The sequence below is a fragment of the Arthrobacter dokdonellae genome (assembly GCF_003268655.1).
Taxonomy (GTDB): Bacteria; Actinomycetota; Actinomycetes; order Actinomycetales; family Micrococcaceae; genus Specibacter; species Specibacter dokdonellae.
Genome location: NZ_CP029642.1, coordinates 2,949,278 through 2,967,856, shown reverse-complemented (window position 1 = coordinate 2,967,856; position 18,579 = coordinate 2,949,278). Strand labels below are relative to the sequence as shown.

The following is an 18,579-nucleotide window of genomic DNA, read 5'->3' as shown; positions in this document are numbered from 1 at the left end:
TCCTGAAGGTTCATCACTTGCGTAACGGGGAAAATTGAAACTTTATGAAATGACGGCAGTCGGGATCGCTGCGACGTTGCTGTTGGCAGGATGTTCTCCGGCGTCTACGGAGGCTGTGCGAACCGAGGCAGTACGGACTGCAATTGCGTCCACCACAGTTGTGCCGGCCACCTCGGACGCCGCGCCACTGACGGCATCGCCGACGCCGACACGCGATGTGACCGTTCGTGGAGAACTTATAAAAGAGATCGGTCAAGAATCCAGTTGGGGCTATGACGACACAGGTATCACGCTGCACTTCAAAGTCACGTCCATCGCACCTATTGAGTGTGACAGGTCGGGGGTCGAGCCCAGCGGTATGGCACTTGCCATTGGTCTTGAGATCTCCACGGATGCAAATTTCTTCGGCCCGTTGGAGGTCAATGGAGTCGATGGCCAAATAAGCTTCGGGTCCCACTATTGGCGGGGCTACGAACCTGACGGCACGCGCATGAACAGCGTGGACACGAGTGCTGCGAACAACTGCCTGCAGGACAGGGGCCGGCTCATTCCTGACTACTTCGGGAAGGGTGAGAAGCTGAAAGGAATCGTGATCCTGGATGTCACCACGCCGTCAGGAACGATTGTCTTCGACCCTGCCGGTGGGGACGGCTGGGCTTGGAAATACTAATTATGGACCGACGGGATTGACCTGCCGCTGCACAACGCATTGGAGGGTCACGGGGATTGACTCCGCGAAGGCAACCGTGAATTCGCTGCAAGAGACGGTGTCATAGTTGTACGCCTAAGGACGAAATCGAAGCTCGTGGCCAACTTCCGCTCCCGGCTTGCCGCCGCAGAGCCGATTGATCTCTCAAGTCACGGCAGGGTTGACTTCGTCGTTCTGGGGTTGCGCCGATACCTAGCTCAAGGTCCGCGGCCTAGCCTCTCAGTCACACTCGGGGGTTGGTCGCGCGGATGCTGGCGTGCTCTGGTAATTGACGGCCGGGCAAGGCGACACCTCTCCTGGAGGACGCCTTCGAATCATTGAACGTTGAGATTAAATGTGCGTCCATTGTCGCCGATGTTTGAGTGCCGCCGACTTTATCCGCGATCGTCCAGGTTTGACAATCTGAACGTTTCCAGTGGCGCCAATTCGCGGCAAAAGGGGGGGAGTTGACTTGCTGAAAAGGGGGAGCGAAAGTGAAAGAAAATATTGATGAATTGGGGGAGTAAAAGGGGAGTTGCTCCCAAATGGCCCCGACCCACTGGACATAACCGCAGGTCAGGGCCATAATTGGTGCCCCGGGCCGGACTCGAACCGGCGGCCAAGAGAATCTCACCATCTGGATGCTGAGGGGTGCCGCTGTCTATCAATAATCGTGTATTCTCGGGAACTTTCGGAGTTGTTGGCGCCTATGACATGTCAGTAATTGCCGTGGTTTTCGGTTGAAATAGACGAGAAAAAGAGGCTCTTGTGACTCTTCCGTGGGTTCGTTTGGCGTGGCTTAACGAGGACACGCCGCTTTCCGTCTAGGTTTCTGACTGTCTAAGAAAAGAAACTGAAGATCGGAAAGCGGCGTGCAAGATGCAACACTATGGCGAACCCTGCTCGGTGTCGAAAAAACGGTCGTGGAGGACGTCAACTATGACAGTGTCTCCGGGGTTCTGATTGCTTCTGTCAGGCCTTCCGCGGCCAGTGCGCGTCGGTGTGGTGTGTGTCGGCGGCGGTGCCCGAAATATGATCAGGGTGAAGGACGGCGCCGCTGGCGGGCCCTGGATCTCGGCACGGTCCCGGCGGTCCTGGAAGCCGACGCACCAAGGGTGAGGTGCCGGGAGCACGGCGTGGTCGTAGCGGCCGTTCCCTGGGCCCGACACCAGGCCGGACACACCCTGGCTTTTGATGCCCAGGTCGCCTGGTTGGCAACCCAAACCTCGAAGACCGCGATCACCGAATTGATGCGGATCGCTTGGCGGACCGTCGGGGCGATCATCACCCGGGTCTGGGCTGACACTGCCGCGACCTTTGACCCGTTCGCGAACCTCTCCAGGATCGGTATTGACGAGATCTCCTACAAGCGCGGACATAAATATTTGACCATCGTCGTTGACCACGACACTGGCCGGCTGGTGTGGGCCTGCCCGGGCCGGGATATCGCGACGCTGAGCAAGTTCTTCGACGCCCTCGGCGCCGAACGATCCGCGCAGATCACCCATGTTTCCGCTGATGGGGCCAGCTGGATTGCCCACGTTGTTGCCGCTAAATGCCCCCACGCGGTCCGCTGCGCGGACCCGTTCCACGTCGTTTCATGGGCCACCGATGCCCTCGATAACGTCCGCCGTGGCGCCTGGAATGAGGCCCGTAAAGCCGCCCGCGCCAACGAACCCTACCGGGGTCGGGGACGCCCTCCCCAAGACGCCCCGCCACGGCCCGACAGCGCCCGGGCAGCAGGGTTGAAAAACTCCCGCTACGCGCTCTGGAAAAACCCGGAAGACCTCACCGAACGACAACAAACCAAACTCGCCTGGATCGTGCAAACCAATCCGGATCTGGCTCGCGCCTACTTCCTCAAGGAAGCCCTGCGGACCATCTTCAAACTACCGCTGGAAGATGCCGACGAAGCACTCGATTCCTGGATTTCCTGGGCCCGGCGGTCCCAGCTCCCCGCCTTCGTGAAACTACAACGAACCATCGTCGACCAGCGTCCCAACATCCTGGCCGCCATCGAACACGGACTCTCCAATGGCCGCATCGAATCCATGAACACCAAGATCAGGCTCATCACCCGCATCGCCTTCGGCTTCAAGAAACCCGAGGCACTGATCGCCCTAGCCATGCTCAGCTTGGGAGGCCACAAACCCGTCCTCCCGGGCCGAAACTAACCCACGGATACGTCAGGAGAGCCGAAAAAGATGGGTGTTTCTTGGCGACTGGCGACGTCATCGCGGATTAGGGCTGCCGGTATAGTCGAAAGCAAGTTCATCAGTGACCCCCTTCGGGGCACTGCAGGTTACCGCCCGTGAATACCACTTTACGCTGGGATTAGGGGCAGGGGCAGAGTACCGGCGGATGGTCTCGAGCGCGGGACGTCGCCAGTGTCAGTGCCGGGGGCACGAGTTCGGACATGATGATTATTTGGATCAGAGCGACGGTTAACTCAAACTGGAAGTGATGGTTTCCATGTCCCGCACGGGAATCCAGAGGTTATGCAAAGTCGGTGACGGGGTAAGCGGATCCCTTGAAATTCCCCTCGATTCACCTGCAATGTTGGGCCGAATGCCGACGGTCCGCAGCCTGTGTCTACAGTCCCGCCGTCAATCTGGCCGTCACTGAGGCTGGTTCGGTGGCGCGCGTCCGGTGACACAGTTTTTATGCCATCATGGTGGCGAACATGAGGGCCATGACGGCGGCACCGAGTGCTTCTAGTGCGTGATCTGCGCGTTTGGAGATTTTTGGCGCGGCCGTGTTGTAGTGGGTGGTTTGTGTGGCCCGGGTTCGGAGTAGCAGGATGATGAAAGTGATGGCTGCTGCTGTGAAGACTGCTGTTAACAGGATGGCCAGGTTAGGGGAGTGGCCGATTGTTGTGGGTGTAGTTTTGGCTGGGCCTGTCATTGCGTGATTGCCGTGATACATGGACATTCCGGCCATTGCGTCGGTAGGAGCCCTTCCTGTTCCGGTGGACATTTGTCCCATCATGGCGATCATCGTTGCGGCACCGGCCATGCTCAGGCTGTGGTAGAAGCATTTGAGTCGGCCTGGGCCTTTCGAGCATAGGATTTTGAATTCGGGCCGGGCGACTGCCTGGATGATGAACCATAGTGCCGCGCCGGTGAGGACCGTGATTTGAGCCAGCACGGTCGAAGGGGCCAGCTGCCATAACATGGCGGCCATCAGGATGTGCATAAGGGCATGGATGCTGTTATTGATCTGTTCCGTGCGTCGGGGAGACCTGGCGGCCTGCCGGAGGTGGTAGCTGCCGCTGAGGAGAAGCAGGGCCGTGAGGGTCCAGGTAATTGCCGGGATATTCAACACGTGGATCACGCTTCCTCTACGGGGTTGGGGGTGAAGTGCGGGAAAGGTCCCCGATGCTGCTTTGGAGAGCAGCATAGGGGACCTCTTGTGAAGGATTGATCCTTTTCACACTCAGGTTCAGGTCGTCCAAGATGTCCTCTTCATCCGGTGTCCCGGAAGTATCGCGAAGTCCTTGGGGTCCGGAACCGTTGGGAGTTCTCCGATGCCGTTGAGGATGCGGCTGACCATCCCGGCTCTTACACCGATTGCATGTCTGCGAGTTTTTCCTCAAGGAAATCGATGGTGCTGTCCTGGGCGGCGTGGTGTTCGTTGCGTTGTTGGGCACCAAGGTGGGCAAGGTAGCCGCGTTGAATCGCGATTTGCTCAGCCAGGTATTTGGCGTCATGCCATACGCCCCAGATGAAGCTAGATCCACGGTGAGACTGCCACGGCAGTCCCAGGAAGTAAATGCCGCTCTCCGGGGACACGCCTCGCTGGTGGCGGGGGCGGCCGTTGTCGTCAACGACGTCGACGTCGAGCCAGCTGTAGTCGACCGCAAAGCCGGTTGCCCAAATGATCGTCGTAACGCCGGCGCCAGCGAGATCGAGCTCACTGATCGGGTCCGTTACATCCTGAGGATCGGCGCCAAGATCCCGGGCGAGGGGTTCTTCCGGGAAATCCAGGCCGTTGCGCGCGATGTATGCATCGGCCTCATCGAGTACTGACAAGTAGTTCGCATCACCGTTGGCGATGTTGCGTGCAAGGTCCGATGCGAAGTGCATGGTCCCGTGGTCATACGAATTGGTCCGGCCTACGAGCCTGATGCCGTTTGCGGCGAGGGCACGGAAGTCCACTGTGTGCCCGCCGTTGGCGCCACTGACGGCTATGGTGACGTGTTCTGCGCCCCGGGGGGGTGCGACCGCAGACCATTTGTCCAGGACGCCAAGCCACCAGCAGAAGTCCTGGCCGCGGTAGTGCCGCGGGGGACGATCATGCGGACCGACGGAGAGGAACACCTGCCGCCCTGACCGCCGCAGTTCCTCGGCGATCTGCACTCCCGATGATCCGGCGCCCACGACCAGCACCCCGCCCTCGGGAAGCTGCTGCGGGTTTCGGTAGGAGCTGGAGTGCATCTGCAGCGGTCCTGTGTCTGCGTCAACGACTGCGGGAATCACGGGTTTCTGGAACGGCCCCGTTGCGGCGACAACGTAGCGGGCGTTGATGGTGCCTTCGGATGTGTCCACCTGGAAGCCGGGTCTGTCGGCGTTCCTGCGCACCTTCTTGACCTCGACGCCGCAATGGATGGGAGCGTCGAACTTTTCGGCGTAGGCCGCGAAGTAGTCCGCCACCCGTTCCTTGGGAGCGAACCCTTCGGGGTCGACATCGTCAAATTCCAGGCCGGGAAAGCGATCGTGCCAGGCGGGACCGTTGGCCACCAGGGAGTCCCACCGTCCGGTGCGCCACCGTTCGGCAATACGGTCCCGTTCCAGAACGAGATGGGGGATGCCTCGGGCACTTAGGTGCTCGCTCATTGCCACTCCCGCCTGGCCCGCGCCGACGATTACGACTTCGGTCTCTTGCTTCGACATGTCAACCTCCATTGCTGTAGATAGTCTGCTCCAACGTGACGATGCACCTGTGGGTGCTGGGGGTGGCTCCCCGGCGGGGAGGTTTTTCGTCCATCGGAATACCTTTACAAAACCGTATTTTCATTCATCTTTCAAACATTCGTTAGCGGTCAATCGCATCGATTATTCAGATGCAGATTGGCGCCGTCGACCCACTGCCATCGCCACCACCGTGTCGACGGGAAATCGATGACGCCAGGTGATGCGCCATCGGGGCCCCTCAAGTGGCTTTGCGTTAGTGCGTAGGGGTCGGGACTGGAAACCCTGCCAGGGCGGAGGGCGAGAGCAGGGCATCGAGGCGGTCCGCCTCAAGGAGTCCTTGCGCGATCACGAGTTCCCTGATGCCGCGGCCGGTGGCCAAGGATTCCTTGGCCAGCGCGGCGGCGTGTGTGTAGCCGATGAATGGTGCCATCCCGGTGACGATGCTGACGGATTCGGCCATGCGTCGGGCCAACACGGGCTCATTGGCCTCGATTCCATCAACACACTTGGTGCGCAGCGTCCGGCACGCTGAGGTCAACCACTCCATGGATTCGAGCAGGCAGTCGGCCATGACCGGCTCGAACGCGTTTAATTGCAGTTGTCCCGCCTCCACGGCCATGGTGACTGTTGCGTCGGCGCCCACCACCTTGAACGCCACCTGATTGACGACTTCCGGAATCACCGGGTTTACCTTTCCCGGCATGATGGATGATCCGGCTTGAACGGCGGGCAGGAAAATTTCGTTGAAGCCCGATTGTGGTCCGGAGGAGAGCAGACGCAGGTCGTTGCAGATCTTTGAGAGCTTGACCGCTGAACGCTTGAGTACGCCGGAAAGCAGCATGAACACCCCGGTGTCGGATGTCGCCTCGACCAGGTCGTGGGCGGAGACCAGCCCGAGGCCCGTCAGCCCATTCAGTTCGAGCGTGACGCGCGATCGGTATTCCGGATGGGCGGTGATGCCTGTGCCTATGGCGGTCGCCCCGAGGTTGATCTCTTTGAGATGGGGGCTGAGTTCGTTCATCCGAGCCAGGTCCTCACGCAGCGTCTCGGCGAACGCGCCGAATTCCTGCCCAAGGGTCATGGGGACGGCATCTTGGAGCTGGGTCCGCCCGACCTTGACGATACCTGCGAACTGGCTGCCCTTGGCAGCGAAGGAATTGATCAGCAGCTGGTGTTCGCGGCAGTAGTCCAGGAGCGCTGACTGAAGTGAGATCTTGACCGCCGTGGGATAGGTGTCATTGGTGCTTTGGCCGCGGTTGACATGGTCGATGGGATCGAGTTGGGCGTAATCGCCCTTTTCGAAGCCGAGGATCTCCAGTGCGCGGTTGGCAATGACTTCGTTGACGTTCATGTTGGTGCTGGTGCCGGCCCCGCCCTGGATCCGGTCGACGGGGAATTCTGTGTCGAAGACCCCGTCGCGGACTTCCAGCGCGGCCACCTCGATGGCCAGCCCGCGCTCTGCGTCGAGAAGGCCAAGGGCGGTGTTGGCCCTGGCGGCCGCACATTTGACCGACCCAAAGGCCCAGAGGAGCGAGCGCATGCTGCCCACCGGGCGTCCGCTGATGGGAAAGTTCTCGACGGCGCGCAGTGTGCTGATGCCCCAGTAGGCGCCTGCCGGGACCTCGCGCTCGCCCAGGGAGTCCCGCTCGAGGCGGACCGGCGCGCCCGTCTGACCCGCCTCGTCGGTGGCGGCCAATGTTTGGTGGTCCATGTTCTGTTCACTCATTTCTTGCCGGCTCCGGGGACCCTGACGTAGTCCAGTGCGGTAAGTGCCAGGGCGACTGCCCCGTCGTGTATGGCCAGGTTGGCTGCGTCGCCGATGCAGTGGGCGGCGAATTCTGGCTGGTGGTTGGCTGCAGGGAAACATCCAAGGCCGATATAGGGGTGGATCGCCGGGACGATCTGCGAGACGTTGCCCATGTCGGTGGAGGCACGGTTCATGGTGGCATGCTCTGGCGGGGCGTCGAAGGAGCGCCCCAGTGCCATGGCATGCCGTGTGTAGATGCCCAGGGCCCGTTCATCGGTACGAAACTCGGAGTACGGTTCAGATTCGGCGGTGATCTCCAGTTCGCAGCCGGTGGCCAGGGCGCCCGCCTCAAAGCACTTGTTCACGCGCTCGTTCAGCGGCCCCAGCTCGGCGAGGGTTTCGGCCCGGACGTACCAGCGGCCTTGGGTGGTTTCCGGGATCGCGTTGGGTGCCTCTCCGCCGCGAGTCTGTATCCCGTGGACACGGGTTTCCTTCGGCAGCTGCTGGCGCAGCAGCCCTATGGCCATCTGTGCTATCAGAAAGGCGTCGTTGGCGTTGACTCCTTGGTCTGGGTAGGCGGCTGCGTGGGCGGACTTGCCGCGGTATTCCACGTGCTGGTGGGCGACGGCAAAGGGGTTCGCCACTGCCGAGTCGACGGGGCTGGGATGAACCATCATGGCAAGGTCCAGGCCCACAAAGGCCCCTCGCTTGAGCAATTCGATCTTGCCGCCGCCGCCTTCCTCGGCAGGGGTTCCGTAGAGCTCGACGCTTAGGTCGTATTCGGCGGCGAAACCGGCCAGTGCACACGCTGCACCGACAGATGCAGCGGAAATGATGTTGTGTCCACAGGCGTGCCCGAGCCCGGGGAGAGCATCGTATTCGGCCATGAGGCCGATCCTCCGGCTGCCGGTGCCCAGTATGGCCCGAATGGCGGTCGGGAATCCGAGGTAGCCACGTTCGACGGCGAAGCCGCGGGCTTCCAGGAACTCGGCGGTCCAGGCCGCTGCCCGGTGTTCTTCCCAGCCGAGTTCGGGATTGGCATGGAGGGTCTCGGAGTAGGCCACCAGGGCGGGGTGTTCGGCCCGGACGGAGTTAAGGACGCGCTCGGTTGCCGTTTCGGGGCCGGCGCGGAAGGGTACCGATCCCGGGGGGAGACTATCGCTCATCGCCGGGCACCCCGTAGCCCTCGGAGACGCGCGGATCCAGCCCGCGGGTCACGTAGGCATCGCGCTGCGGCATCCAGACCTCGAGCACCCTGCCCAGCTCGGCAATCGGATCATCGTGCCAGTCGACGCGCAAGTCCGTGTCGCGCCATCCGTGACCGGAAACCACCGACAGCCCTGCGGAGTGCACGGGCCCTGCTTCGCCGCCTGCCGACATGGCCCCGTTCAGCCCTGTCAGGAGCCGCCCTTCAAGTTCGCCGTTGGCGGCCCCAAATGCGTCACAGGCAGCCTGCAGCACCCCGGCGTCCGCCAGCATGTTGCCGGCAGCCACACAGGACGGGCCGCTGCCCTGCCCGAAGACCCCCAGGGTCCTGGAACCGTTGTAGACGGCCGAACCTCCGCAGGAGTCGAGCACCACGAGTTGGCGGAAATCAATGTTTGCGGCCGTGGCGACCACGGCGTCCAGGGCCTGCTGGGCGTTGTCGCCGGATTCCAGGCGGTCAAGCAGGGTGCTGCCCAGCCGCGGGTCGGTGATGTTTTGGGAGCTGACGGCCCCCACGCCGTCGCGCAGGTGGACGCACCTCGCCGCCACGGCCGGGGAGGATGATGAAACAGCCATGCCAAATCGACCGTTGCCGTCGGTGCCGAGAATGGAGAAAGTCATGTTCACTCCTGCGAAAGGACGGCGGTGGCATCGATTTCAACGAGCCATTCGGGACGGGCCAGCGCAGTGACGACCAAGCCGGTGGAGACGGGGAACACGCCCTTGAGCCAGCGCCCCATGGTCCGGTACACGGCCTCGCGGTAACGCGGGTCGATGAGGTAGACGGTCACCTTGACAATGTCCTCCAGTGTGCCGCCTGCCTCCTCGAGCAGCATCTTGATGTTGGCCATGGCCTTTTCGGCTTGCGCCTCCACATCTCCTATGCCCACGGACTCGCGGGTGTCCAGGTCCTGTCCGATCTGGCCCCGCAGGTAGACCACGCCGCCGGCGACGACGGCCTGGCAAAGATCGTTGTCCAGGTTCTGTTCCGGGTAGGTGTCCTTGGTGTTGAAGGCACGGATGCGGGTGTGTTTCATGGGATCGTCCTTAGCTGTGGCAATGTGGTCTGGAAGGAACCAGCCGGTTCAAACCGGCGTATGCTTCCAGCTTCCAACGGTCGTCCAAATCTGTCGAACAGTTTTTTCCGAACTAAATCATCTGTTTTGCAGATGCAATGCCGTAGGCTCGGTGCATGGATGTCACGCTCACCCAGCTGAGGTATTTCAGTGAGGCCGCCGCACGGCTGTCGATGACCGGCGCCGCCGAGCGCTTGAACGTTGCCCAATCGGCGGTGTCCAGTGCGGTCGCCCAGCTCGAACGCCAGATCGGCTCCCAGTTCTTCATCCGCCAACGGTCCAAGGGCTTGGTGCTGACACCTGCCGGTGAGTTGTTCCTGCGTGACGCCCAGGCTGTTCTCGCCCATGTGGAAGAAGCGGTTGAGCACGCCCGGGGGGAGCAGACCACGATCGCCGGAAACGTGCGGTTGGCATGTTTTAGCACTCTCGCGCCGTTTCTGTTGCCGGGTCTGCTCGCCAGGTTGCGGACCGACCACCCGAAATTGGAGCTGGAGGTGGTTGAGGCCGATGCCGCGGGCTGCTCCGCGGCCCTGCTTGGCGGACAGGTGGACGTGGCGTTGTGCTACGACCTGGGGCTTCCGGATGATGTCGCCGCCACGGCCGTGCACGCTGCGCGTCCCTATTTGGCGCTGCCGTCAACCCATCGTTTTGCGCACCGGGCGGAAGTGGCGCTGACGGAGATGCGTAACGAGCCGTTTGTTTTGCTGGACCTTCCCCACACCAAGGAGCTGATGCTCTCAATCCTCACCAACGCCGGAGTGGAGCCGAATGTGTGCTTTCAGTCCGGCAGCTATGAGACTGTGCGCACCTTTGTGGCCAGCGGACACGGTTACTCCATCCTGCACCAGCGCCCCCAGCACGATTTCACCTACGACGGCGGTACCGTCGCGCCCGTGGCCATCAAGGGAGATGTACCTGAACTGCAGACAGTGATTGCCCGGTTGCGCACCCAACGTCCCACGGCACGAATCCGGGCGGTGGCGCAGGCCGTGCGGCAACAGGTGGCCGGCTTGTCCGCCGCCGCGCCCCGGACACCTAGCTAGCGTCAGGATCGCAGAGCCGACGGAGTATCGTTTCGATCAGCCTGCGCTGGCGCGAGCCGCTCATGGCGTACGGATCAAGCATCGCCGTGATGTGCAGTCCCATCATGGTGTTCAGCAGTTCGTCGGCAAACAGGTCCGGATCCGCCGGTCTACCTGTCGGCGTGTCGGCCTGGGCCTCGGCCAGGCAGCCCATGATCTCCGCATGCCAATGCGAGAGGGCGCCCCGGCCCACCTGGCGCAGGGCTTCATCACTTTGTGCCCGCTGCCAGAAGGACACGGCAACCTTGGCCTCCACAGTGGTCAGGTCTTCGGCGGGAATAATCTCCATGCACAGTGATCGCAGGGCCGTGAGTCCGCGTTTGCCCGCAGTGGATGCGGCGATGCGCTCATTGGTCCGCTGGCAGATCAGTTCATAGGAAGCCAGCAGCAGGGCTGTCTTGTTGGGGAAGTAGTGGGCCAGGACCCCTGGGGCAGCATAGCCGCATTCACGGGCGATGTCGCGCATGCTGGCGTTTTCGATGCCCCGGTCCGCAATGACCTGCCACGTCGTTTCAATGATGGAGCTGCGGCGTTCGGCATGGTCAACCAAGCGGGGCATGTGTTTCTTCTTCCTGGAATGGGACGTGCGGCGGGCAGGATCCAAGGATCCTGCCCGCCGCCACTGTATCAGCGAGGTTTTGGTTCCCCGCGTCAGTTCTCGTCGTGGCAGCCGCTGGGGCTGCAGTGTCCTGCCGTGGAGGCGGGGAGGTTGAGCGTGGGGTTCTCGTCAAAGAACCCGTGGGGCTTGAGCTTGAATCCGGTGGTGTCCACGGGCATGATCGGCCAGTCCTCGGGCCGGGGGAAGTGGGTGAGGCCAAAGGAATGCCACACCACGATGTCCTCGCCGTTGATGTTGCGGTCCTGGGCGGCAAAGGCAGGAAGTCCCGCTCCGCCGGGGTGCTGGTTGACGAAGTCCCCGGCCGCGTAGAGTTCGTCCTCGGCGAACTTCGTCACCCACAGGTGGTGTCGGGCGAAAGCTGCGCGGGAGGCGATGGATGAGTCATCGGCCATGGCCAGCGTCGGGGAGTTTTCCGGAAACAGGGTGAAGCCTACGGGCTGATCCATCTTGTTCAGCGACTCCGGGTTGCTGATGTGCCAGATCCGGCCCACCGTGCCGTCCGCGTCCCGGATGGCCTGTTGTTCGGACTCCAGCACGGTCCGCTTCTGGGTGAAGGCGTTCCCGTGGGGGTTGCCCGGGCCCTTGGGCAGGCGCACCAGGTCCAGTTCCTCCACACGGTTGGAGTTGCCGTCGATCATCATGTCCATGCGGGCGCTGAAGAGGTGCTGGTGATAGGGTGCGCCGAGTCCCGGCGCAATCTCCGAGGCGTATTCATAGCCCTTGTGCGGCAGCGCTGCAGTGAAGACAATGCCGGTTGCCTTGGCCTCGAATTCGATGGTGCCGTCGAGGTAGAGGTACCAGTAAAAGCCGTAGTCGTAGTTGCCGACCGTGGTGAAGAAGGAGACGACGAGGCGGCGGTTGCGACGCACCTCGTTGGAGTTGGCCCATTCGTCTGTGTGCTTCCAGGCGATCCCGGCATCCTCTTCATGGATGCAGATGCCGTTGGGGATTGTGCGCGGGTTGCCGAAGTCATCAGCAACGACGGGGGAGAGGTAGGTGATTTCGCCCAGGCAGTCGCAGCCAAGCTTCAGTGAGTTGGCGTCGCGGCCGACCAGGTATTCGCCGGAGTCGAAATAGTTCTGCCAGCTGCGGTAGGGGGCGGGATCGCCGTAGGGGACGACCATCTCGGAGATGGCCGCGCGGTGCATGATCGGGCGGCGGTTTCCGTTGAGCGTGTGGTGCAGCTGGTGCAGGACCAGGCCCTCGCGGGCGTCGAAGCCCACGCGAAGGTCCCAGCCGAGCCAGGAGAGGTGGTTGCCCTCGATGGTGAAGCTGGCGCCCTCCGGCTGGATGACCTCAATGGGCTTCAGGTCGGTGCGCAGTTCCCCGTGGATGGCCGGGTCGGTGTAGTTCCCGTTGACTTCCGGGACCGGGACCGGGCCGTCGTCGAGCAGGTGGTTGACCCGCCGGTTTTCCACGTCAACGAACGCCACGAGTCCGTCAATCGGGTGGGCCCAGGCATGGTCCCCGGGGTGGTCCTGGCGGAAGCCCAGCCCGCGCAGCAGGCGCTTGCCGGTCTCGTTTTCGTAGTCGAAGACCCCGGCGGACAGCGGCGCCACCCGGACCTGGGCGGTGGTGAGGCCGCGGGAGGCCAACGAGGCGATCCAGCCCTCGTCCGCGGCGAGGATTTCCTCGATGAGGTCGAACTCCTCGAGCAGCACCGGAAGCTGTCCGTCGACCGCCGGGTCCAGCTCCACCTGGCTGAGCACGGACTTGCTCGTCAGGGAAAGGGCGACGTCCAGGGAACGGGAGAGTGCCGCGTCCCACAGCATGACTCGCACGCGGCGGTCGGTGCCCGGGGCCGGTGTCGGGTACAGCTCGGCCTTGGCCGGTTCCAGCAGGCCCACATAGGCGAACCGGGTGGTGTCCTGCACCAGCCCGGCCTTCTCCAGCACGGAGCGCACGGCGTGGAAATCCTCGGTGGTCAACTGGTCGAGCGGGTGTGTGGTCTGCGGGGCCCTGCGGTCGGTCTGGAGTGTCATGGGTCTTCCTCAAATTACGGTTTTGATGATACAACTGTTCAATCAACAAGTTTGATGTTACCCAAGTCACCGCATCTCGTAAAGGGTGCCAGGGAAAAGTCGCTGAAATAGGCGAGGGAAGGCAGAACGGGGGTGGAATGCAGCCAATTTCCTGCGGTGGGCGCCATTCGCGTGCTGCCTTGTCTGTTGGGCTGCACTGCCGTCACCGCAGCCGTGGTGCACGTGCTGATGGCGCTGGGGAGCCAAGGCGCCATGGTTCCGGCCCCGCCGCCGCCACGGCTGCCGGCGCCGGCCACGCGGCAGCCATGCTTGCCCTGATCGCCATGGAGCTGCTGGCCCTGACCCTGGCATCTGCGGTGATGCGCATCAACCGTTCCATTTCCCTGGGCGCAGCCCAGATCCCGGTCCACTAACCACTTCCAAGCAACGGAGCAGAAAATGACCAACCCAACCCTTTCCGCCTGGGATGCCCGGGCCGATGCCCTGCAGATCGACGGGCGCGCATTCGTCAACGGCGAACGGCGGGGCGCCGCATCCGGTTCACTGCGCATGACGTCGAGCCCCATCGACGGACGCGAGCTGGCACAACTCAGTGCCTGTGGCACGGCGGACGTCGACGCGGCAGTCGCGGCGGCCCGCAGCGCCTTTCCCTCCTGGTCCCGTTCGGGGGCCGAAGCCCGGAAGACGGTGCTGCTGGCCTGGGCGGCACTGATGGAAGCACACGCGGACGAGCTGGCACTGCTCGAATGCCTCGACAGCGGCAAGCCAATCCTGGAAACCTCGACAGTGGATGTCCCCGGCGCGATAGCTACGCTGCGCTGGTACGCCGAGGCGATCGACAAGCTGTCGGGGGAACTGCCGGCCGTGCCAAGGGGCGCCACGGCCATGGTGACCCGAGAGGCCCTGGGTGTGGTGGCCGCCATCGTTCCGTGGAACTTTCCCCTGGAAATAGCCATGTGGAAGCTGGCTCCCGCCTTGGCGGCGGGAAACTCGGTGGTGCTCAAGCCCGCCGAGCAAACCTCGTTGAGTATCCTGCGCGCTGCCGAACTCGCGGCTCAGGCCGGGATGCCCGCCGGCGTGCTGAATATCGTCACCGGTTCAGGGCGGGAGGTCGGGGCGGGGCTGGCATTTCACATGGATGTCGATGCCCTTGCGTTCACGGGTTCCACCGCTGTTTCGCGAACCCTGCTGGAGGCATCCGGGCGCAGCAATCTCAAGCGCCTGAGCCTCGAGGCCGGGGGAAAGAGCTCTAACCTGGTCTTTGCCGATACCGCTGACCTGGCCCTTGCGGCCGAAAAGGCGGCGTTCGGTGCCTTCTACAACCAGGGGCAGGTCTGCTCGGCCAACTCGCGCATCCTGGTCCAGCGCTCCGTCCACGATGAGTTCCTGGCGTTGCTGGCTGAAGCGGCGCAAGCCTACGCCCCGGCAGATCCGCTGGCCGGGCTGGCAGGCAACGGCTCCCTGATCTCCACGGCCCACGCAGATTCGGTCGAGGCGTGGATCCATCGCGGCCGCCGTGAGGGCGCGGTGCTCTTCGGCGGGCAGAGGCTGGACATTCGGGGTTCGGATGCCTACCTTGAACCCACCCTGCTCGGTGGACTGGATTCCGGCCACGACGTGCACCGGGAGGAAATCTTTGGACCCGTCGCCGTGCTGCAGCCCTTTGATACGGAGGAGGAGGCCGTCAACATGGCCAATGACACCGACTACGGGTTGGCCGCCTCCGTGTGGACCTCGGATCTGTCGCGGGCCCACCGGGTCGCCTCGGAACTGGTCGCTGGCACGGTGTCCGTGAACACCGTCGACGCGATGGGCAACACCACGCCCTTCGGCGGCTTCAAGCAATCGGGCTTCGGTCGCGACCTGTCACTGCAGGCGTTCGACAACTACACCGCCGCCAAGACGACCTGGATCCAGTTCGGCTAGCCAGAGGCACAGATGAGGCCCCCGTCTACTGACGGGGGCCTCATCTGTTTTATTGATGAACGGCATCATATCAATATGCTTTACGTGATGTAGCTCATAGCTTTAACGTTATGAGCAGTCCATACACCGGCGCCACGTCCCAAGCGGCACCTCCCACGTCAGGAACGCCATGAGTACCAAGCAAAAATCCCGGCTCTTTGAAATCGAGCAAGAATCCATTGCGCCCATTCCAGAGAACGCCCGTCACGGCAAGGCCCGGGAACTGTTCACCATTTGGTTCGGGATGAACATGACGCCGCTGACTGTCGTCACCGGAGCCACCGCCACGACCCTGCTGGGACTTCCCCTGCTGCCCTCGATTCTCGCCATCCTGCTAGGGCATGCACTGGGCGGGATCGGAATGGCGTTGCATGCCGCACAGGGTCCCGCGTTGGGCGTTCCGCAAATGTTGCAGGCCCGCGGCCAGTTCGGATCCAAGGGGGCCAGCCTGATCGTGGCAGTGGCAATCGTGATGTTCGTCGGATACTTCTCCTCCAACCTCATCATCTCCGCCCACTCGATCACCACACTGGTGCCCGGTGCGAACAGTTCGGTCTTGATCATCGGTTGCGCCGCACTGAGTTTCGTCATTGCCGCCTTTGGCTACAACCTGGTCCGCAAGGTCACCCAGCTGGGTGCCGTCATCGTCGGCGCCCTTGTCCTGGTCTCGTTCGTTGCCTTGTTCCTCAACGGGGACTTCTGGGGCAACGTCACGGCCGGGACCTTTTCCTGGCCGGGATTTTTGGCCATGCTGGCCATCGGCATCGTCTGGCAGCTGACCTACGCACCCTACGTTTCCGACTACTCCCGCTACATGCCCGCCAAGTCGGGCACGAAGGGCGCGTTCTGGGGAACCTATCTTGGCTGTGTCACCTCCAGCGCGCTGTTGATGGTCCTCGGGGCCTCTGTCGGATTGGCCGTCAAAGGTGCCGATACGATGGCCGGCCTTCACGGCATCCTGGGGCCGATCCTGGGTCTGGTGGTCTTGGTGTGCTTCGCTCTCGTTGCAGCGTCGGGCAATGCCGTCAACGCCTACTGCAGTGCGCTGTGTGCGCTGACGCTGGTCGAAACGTTCCGCAGCGGGTGGCGTCCCGGGGCCAAGGCCCGCTTGGTCACCTCGGTGGTCCTGCACCTGGTGGGGGTCGGGCTGGCGTTGACCGCGGCCACCAACTTCGCATCGTCCTACTTCAGCTTCCTGAGCATACTGCTCTACGTTTTGATCCCCTGGTCGGCCGTGAACCTCGTTGACTACTACATCATCCGCCACGGCTCATACGCGGTTTCGGAGTTTTACGCTGCCGACGGCGGCCGCTACGGTAGGTGGAACGCCGGTGCACTGTTGGTGTTCTTCGTTGGGGTGGCGGCCCAGATCCCCTTCATGTCGACGCCGTTTTACACGGGCCCGGTGGCCAGGGCCATGAACGGCATTGACATCGCCTGGTTTGTCGGCCTGACGGTCAGCGCCGTCGCGTATATAGCCATTGCCAAGCTGGCTCCGGCCATGGTGCGCATGGCCATTCCCGGCACCCCCGTCCCAGCCCTCAGGAAGTAATTGCGATGTCCCACGCCGACCTGCTGTTCGCCCATGGAGCCGTGCACACCATGGACACCGCCAACCCCCGCAGCCACGCCCTGGCGGTAAAAGATGGGAGGATCATGGCGCTGGGCGATGAGGCGCTGCAATTGCGCGGCCCCGGGACCGAAGTGATCGATCTCGCCGGCAGGGCTTTGCTTCCCGGGTTCCAGGACGCCCACGTCCATCCGCTGATGGGCGGGTTGCAGATGGTCTCCTGCGATCTTTCCGAATCCCACTCATGGACGGACTATCACAGGATCATCGCCGGCTACGCTCGCGCCAACCCGGACCGTGAATGGATCGAGGGGGCGGGTTGGTACGGGGACGTCTTCGACGGCGGCTTCCCACGCCGGGACCTGCTCGACGAGTTGGTCCCGGACCGTCCGTGCTACTTCATGAGCCATGATGCCCATGGTGCCTGGGTCAACTCCCTGGCGATGGAGCTGGCCGGCATCACCGACTCGACGCCCGACCCCGACGGGGGAATCATCGCCCGTGATGCAACGGGCAGGGCGACGGGCATGCTCATCGAAAATGCCGCCGAAATGGTCTCCCGGCTGATACCGCCACACCAGCAGGAGCATGTTCGCGGCGCATTGTTGGCGGCTCAGGCGTTTCTGCATTCCAAGGGTGTCACGGCCTGGCAGGATGCGGCGGTGGGGGACGCCCTCGGCGTCCCAGACGTCTTCGGCCACTACCTGGCACTGGAAGAACAGGGATTGCTGACCGCCACCGTGACGGGGGCCTTGTGGTGGCACAGGGACCAAGGTCTTGAACAGCTTGATTTCTTCCGCGAACGCCGGTCCCGCGCCCAGGGTCGATTCAGGGCTACGGCGGTGAAGCTCATGCTTGACGGCGTGTGCGAAAATCTGACCGCGGCCATGACACGTCCATACCGGGGGCATCCGCATGAAAAGGGCATGACGCTGATCGAGCCCGAGGTCCTGTGTTCAATCACGCGGGCCCTGGATGCTGCAGGATTCGACTTGCACCTGCATGCCGTAGGGGACCAAGCGGTCCGGGACAGCCTGGCCGCCCTGGATCTTCCGCGTCGCAGCGGATGGGACCCCCGCCATCAAGTGGCCCACCTGGACATCATTGATGGGCACGATCTCGAGAAATTCGCCCGGATCGGCGCGATCGCCAACATCCAGCCCCTGTGGGCCCGCCAGGACCCGGTGCTGGTGGACACCAAGCTGCCATACCTGGATGCCGGTCACCAGGGCATGCACTTTGCCTTCGAATCGCTCCATCGGGCCGGGGTCCGGCTCGCCATTGGCAGTGACTGGCCGGTGTCCAGTCCCGACCCGATGTGGGGGGTGCACACGGCCGTGAACCGCACCGCACCTCCTGCCGACCCACATGCGTCAGACGAGCGCTCCCAGCACGATCCCCTGCTCCCACATGAGGCGATTGCCTTGGATGCGGCCCTGCATGCCGCGACCAGCGGCGCGGCCTATGCCAACCGGCTGGACGCCGACCGCGGCCGTCTGCGAGCGGGCATGGTCGCCGATCTTGTCGTCCTGGACAGCGACCCCTATGAAGTGCCGGCCTCCGAACTGGGGTCGGTGCAGGCAGAACAGACATTTGTGGATGGATCGCGGGTCTATCAAAAAAGTTAGCTTCACCGTCCGGCAGGGGAAGGCCCAACGCCACCCATCTGAATTTCTGATGCAGAAGATCGAAAACTAGTTCTTTGAGTGATGGCAATCACATCCTAGGCTT

14 protein-coding genes are annotated in these 18,579 nt (G+C 62.9%); 6 read left to right on the top strand and 8 right to left on the bottom strand.

Annotation, left to right across the window (positions count from 1 at the left end):
• Nucleotides 1-34 precede the first annotated feature (34 nt).
• Both DMB86_RS20345 and DMB86_RS13135 read left to right on the top strand, forming a co-directional pair.
• Nucleotides 35-670: a hypothetical protein gene (locus tag DMB86_RS20345; protein ID WP_129545533.1), complete on the top strand. Its 636-nt coding sequence runs from the start codon at nucleotides 35-37 to the stop codon at nucleotides 668-670.
• Nucleotides 671-1,560: 890 nt separating this feature from the next.
• Nucleotides 1,561-2,862: an ISL3 family transposase gene (locus tag DMB86_RS13135; protein ID WP_113718210.1), complete on the top strand. Its 1,302-nt coding sequence runs from the start codon at nucleotides 1,561-1,563 to the stop codon at nucleotides 2,860-2,862.
• A 487-nt stretch (nucleotides 2,863-3,349) separates the two neighbouring features.
• Here DMB86_RS13135 and DMB86_RS13130 read toward each other — a convergent pair whose 3' ends face one another.
• From DMB86_RS13130 to DMB86_RS13105, 6 genes are all read right to left on the bottom strand, one after another.
• The gene (locus DMB86_RS13130; protein WP_171814488.1) at nucleotides 3,350-4,021 is read right to left on the bottom strand and encodes a DUF5134 domain-containing protein; all 672 of its coding nucleotides are present in this window, start codon (nucleotides 4,019-4,021) and stop codon (nucleotides 3,350-3,352) included.
• A 227-nt stretch (nucleotides 4,022-4,248) separates the two neighbouring features.
• Entirely contained in the window at nucleotides 4,249-5,580 is a 1,332-nt protein-coding gene (locus DMB86_RS13125; RefSeq protein WP_113718208.1) for a flavin-containing monooxygenase, read from the bottom strand.
• Between the two features lie 274 nt (nucleotides 5,581-5,854).
• Nucleotides 5,855-7,327, bottom strand: a complete 1,473-nt coding sequence (locus DMB86_RS13120) for an aspartate ammonia-lyase (RefSeq protein ID WP_418202275.1) — start codon at nucleotides 7,325-7,327, stop codon at nucleotides 5,855-5,857.
• Nucleotides 7,324-8,514: a M20 family metallopeptidase gene (locus tag DMB86_RS13115; RefSeq protein WP_113718207.1), complete on the bottom strand. Its 1,191-nt coding sequence runs from the start codon at nucleotides 8,512-8,514 to the stop codon at nucleotides 7,324-7,326. Before DMB86_RS13115 ends, DMB86_RS13120 begins: the two co-directional genes overlap by 4 nt.
• Entirely contained in the window at nucleotides 8,504-9,175 is a 672-nt protein-coding gene (locus DMB86_RS13110) for a DUF1028 domain-containing protein (RefSeq protein ID WP_113718206.1), read from the bottom strand. Before DMB86_RS13110 ends, DMB86_RS13115 begins: the two co-directional genes overlap by 11 nt.
• 2 nt (nucleotides 9,176-9,177) lie before the next feature.
• The gene (locus DMB86_RS13105) at nucleotides 9,178-9,591 is read right to left on the bottom strand and encodes a RidA family protein (protein WP_110502705.1); all 414 of its coding nucleotides are present in this window, start codon (nucleotides 9,589-9,591) and stop codon (nucleotides 9,178-9,180) included.
• A 155-nt stretch (nucleotides 9,592-9,746) separates the two neighbouring features.
• On the opposite strand from DMB86_RS13105, the gene DMB86_RS13100 reads away from it, so the two are divergent.
• Nucleotides 9,747-10,673 (top strand): LysR family transcriptional regulator, encoded by a 927-nt coding sequence (locus DMB86_RS13100; protein WP_113718205.1) that lies wholly within the window; start codon nucleotides 9,747-9,749, stop codon nucleotides 10,671-10,673.
• On the opposite strand, the gene DMB86_RS13095 is transcribed toward DMB86_RS13100, so the two are convergent.
• Both DMB86_RS13095 and DMB86_RS13090 read right to left on the bottom strand, forming a co-directional pair.
• Nucleotides 10,666-11,271, bottom strand: coding sequence for a TetR/AcrR family transcriptional regulator (locus DMB86_RS13095; protein WP_113718204.1), 606 nt, complete (start codon nucleotides 11,269-11,271; stop codon nucleotides 10,666-10,668). The two genes, DMB86_RS13100 and DMB86_RS13095, sit on opposite strands and share 8 nt — an antisense overlap.
• Before the next feature lie 92 nt (nucleotides 11,272-11,363).
• Nucleotides 11,364-13,313 (bottom strand): primary-amine oxidase, encoded by a 1,950-nt coding sequence (locus DMB86_RS13090; protein WP_113718203.1) that lies wholly within the window; start codon nucleotides 13,311-13,313, stop codon nucleotides 11,364-11,366.
• A gap of 438 nt (nucleotides 13,314-13,751) precedes the next feature.
• Here DMB86_RS13090 and DMB86_RS13085 point away from each other — a divergent pair, with 438 nt between their 5' ends.
• From DMB86_RS13085 to DMB86_RS13075, 3 genes are all read left to right on the top strand, one after another.
• On the top strand, nucleotides 13,752-15,239 hold the full coding sequence (locus DMB86_RS13085; RefSeq protein ID WP_113718202.1) for an aldehyde dehydrogenase family protein: 1,488 nt from the start codon (nucleotides 13,752-13,754) through the stop codon (nucleotides 15,237-15,239).
• A gap of 169 nt (nucleotides 15,240-15,408) precedes the next feature.
• Nucleotides 15,409-16,830: a purine-cytosine permease family protein gene (locus DMB86_RS13080; RefSeq protein WP_113718201.1), complete on the top strand. Its 1,422-nt coding sequence runs from the start codon at nucleotides 15,409-15,411 to the stop codon at nucleotides 16,828-16,830.
• Nucleotides 16,831-16,835: 5 nt separating this feature from the next.
• Nucleotides 16,836-18,476 (top strand): amidohydrolase, encoded by a 1,641-nt coding sequence (locus tag DMB86_RS13075; RefSeq protein WP_113718200.1) that lies wholly within the window; start codon nucleotides 16,836-16,838, stop codon nucleotides 18,474-18,476.
• The last annotated feature ends 103 nt before the right edge of the window (nucleotides 18,477-18,579 follow it).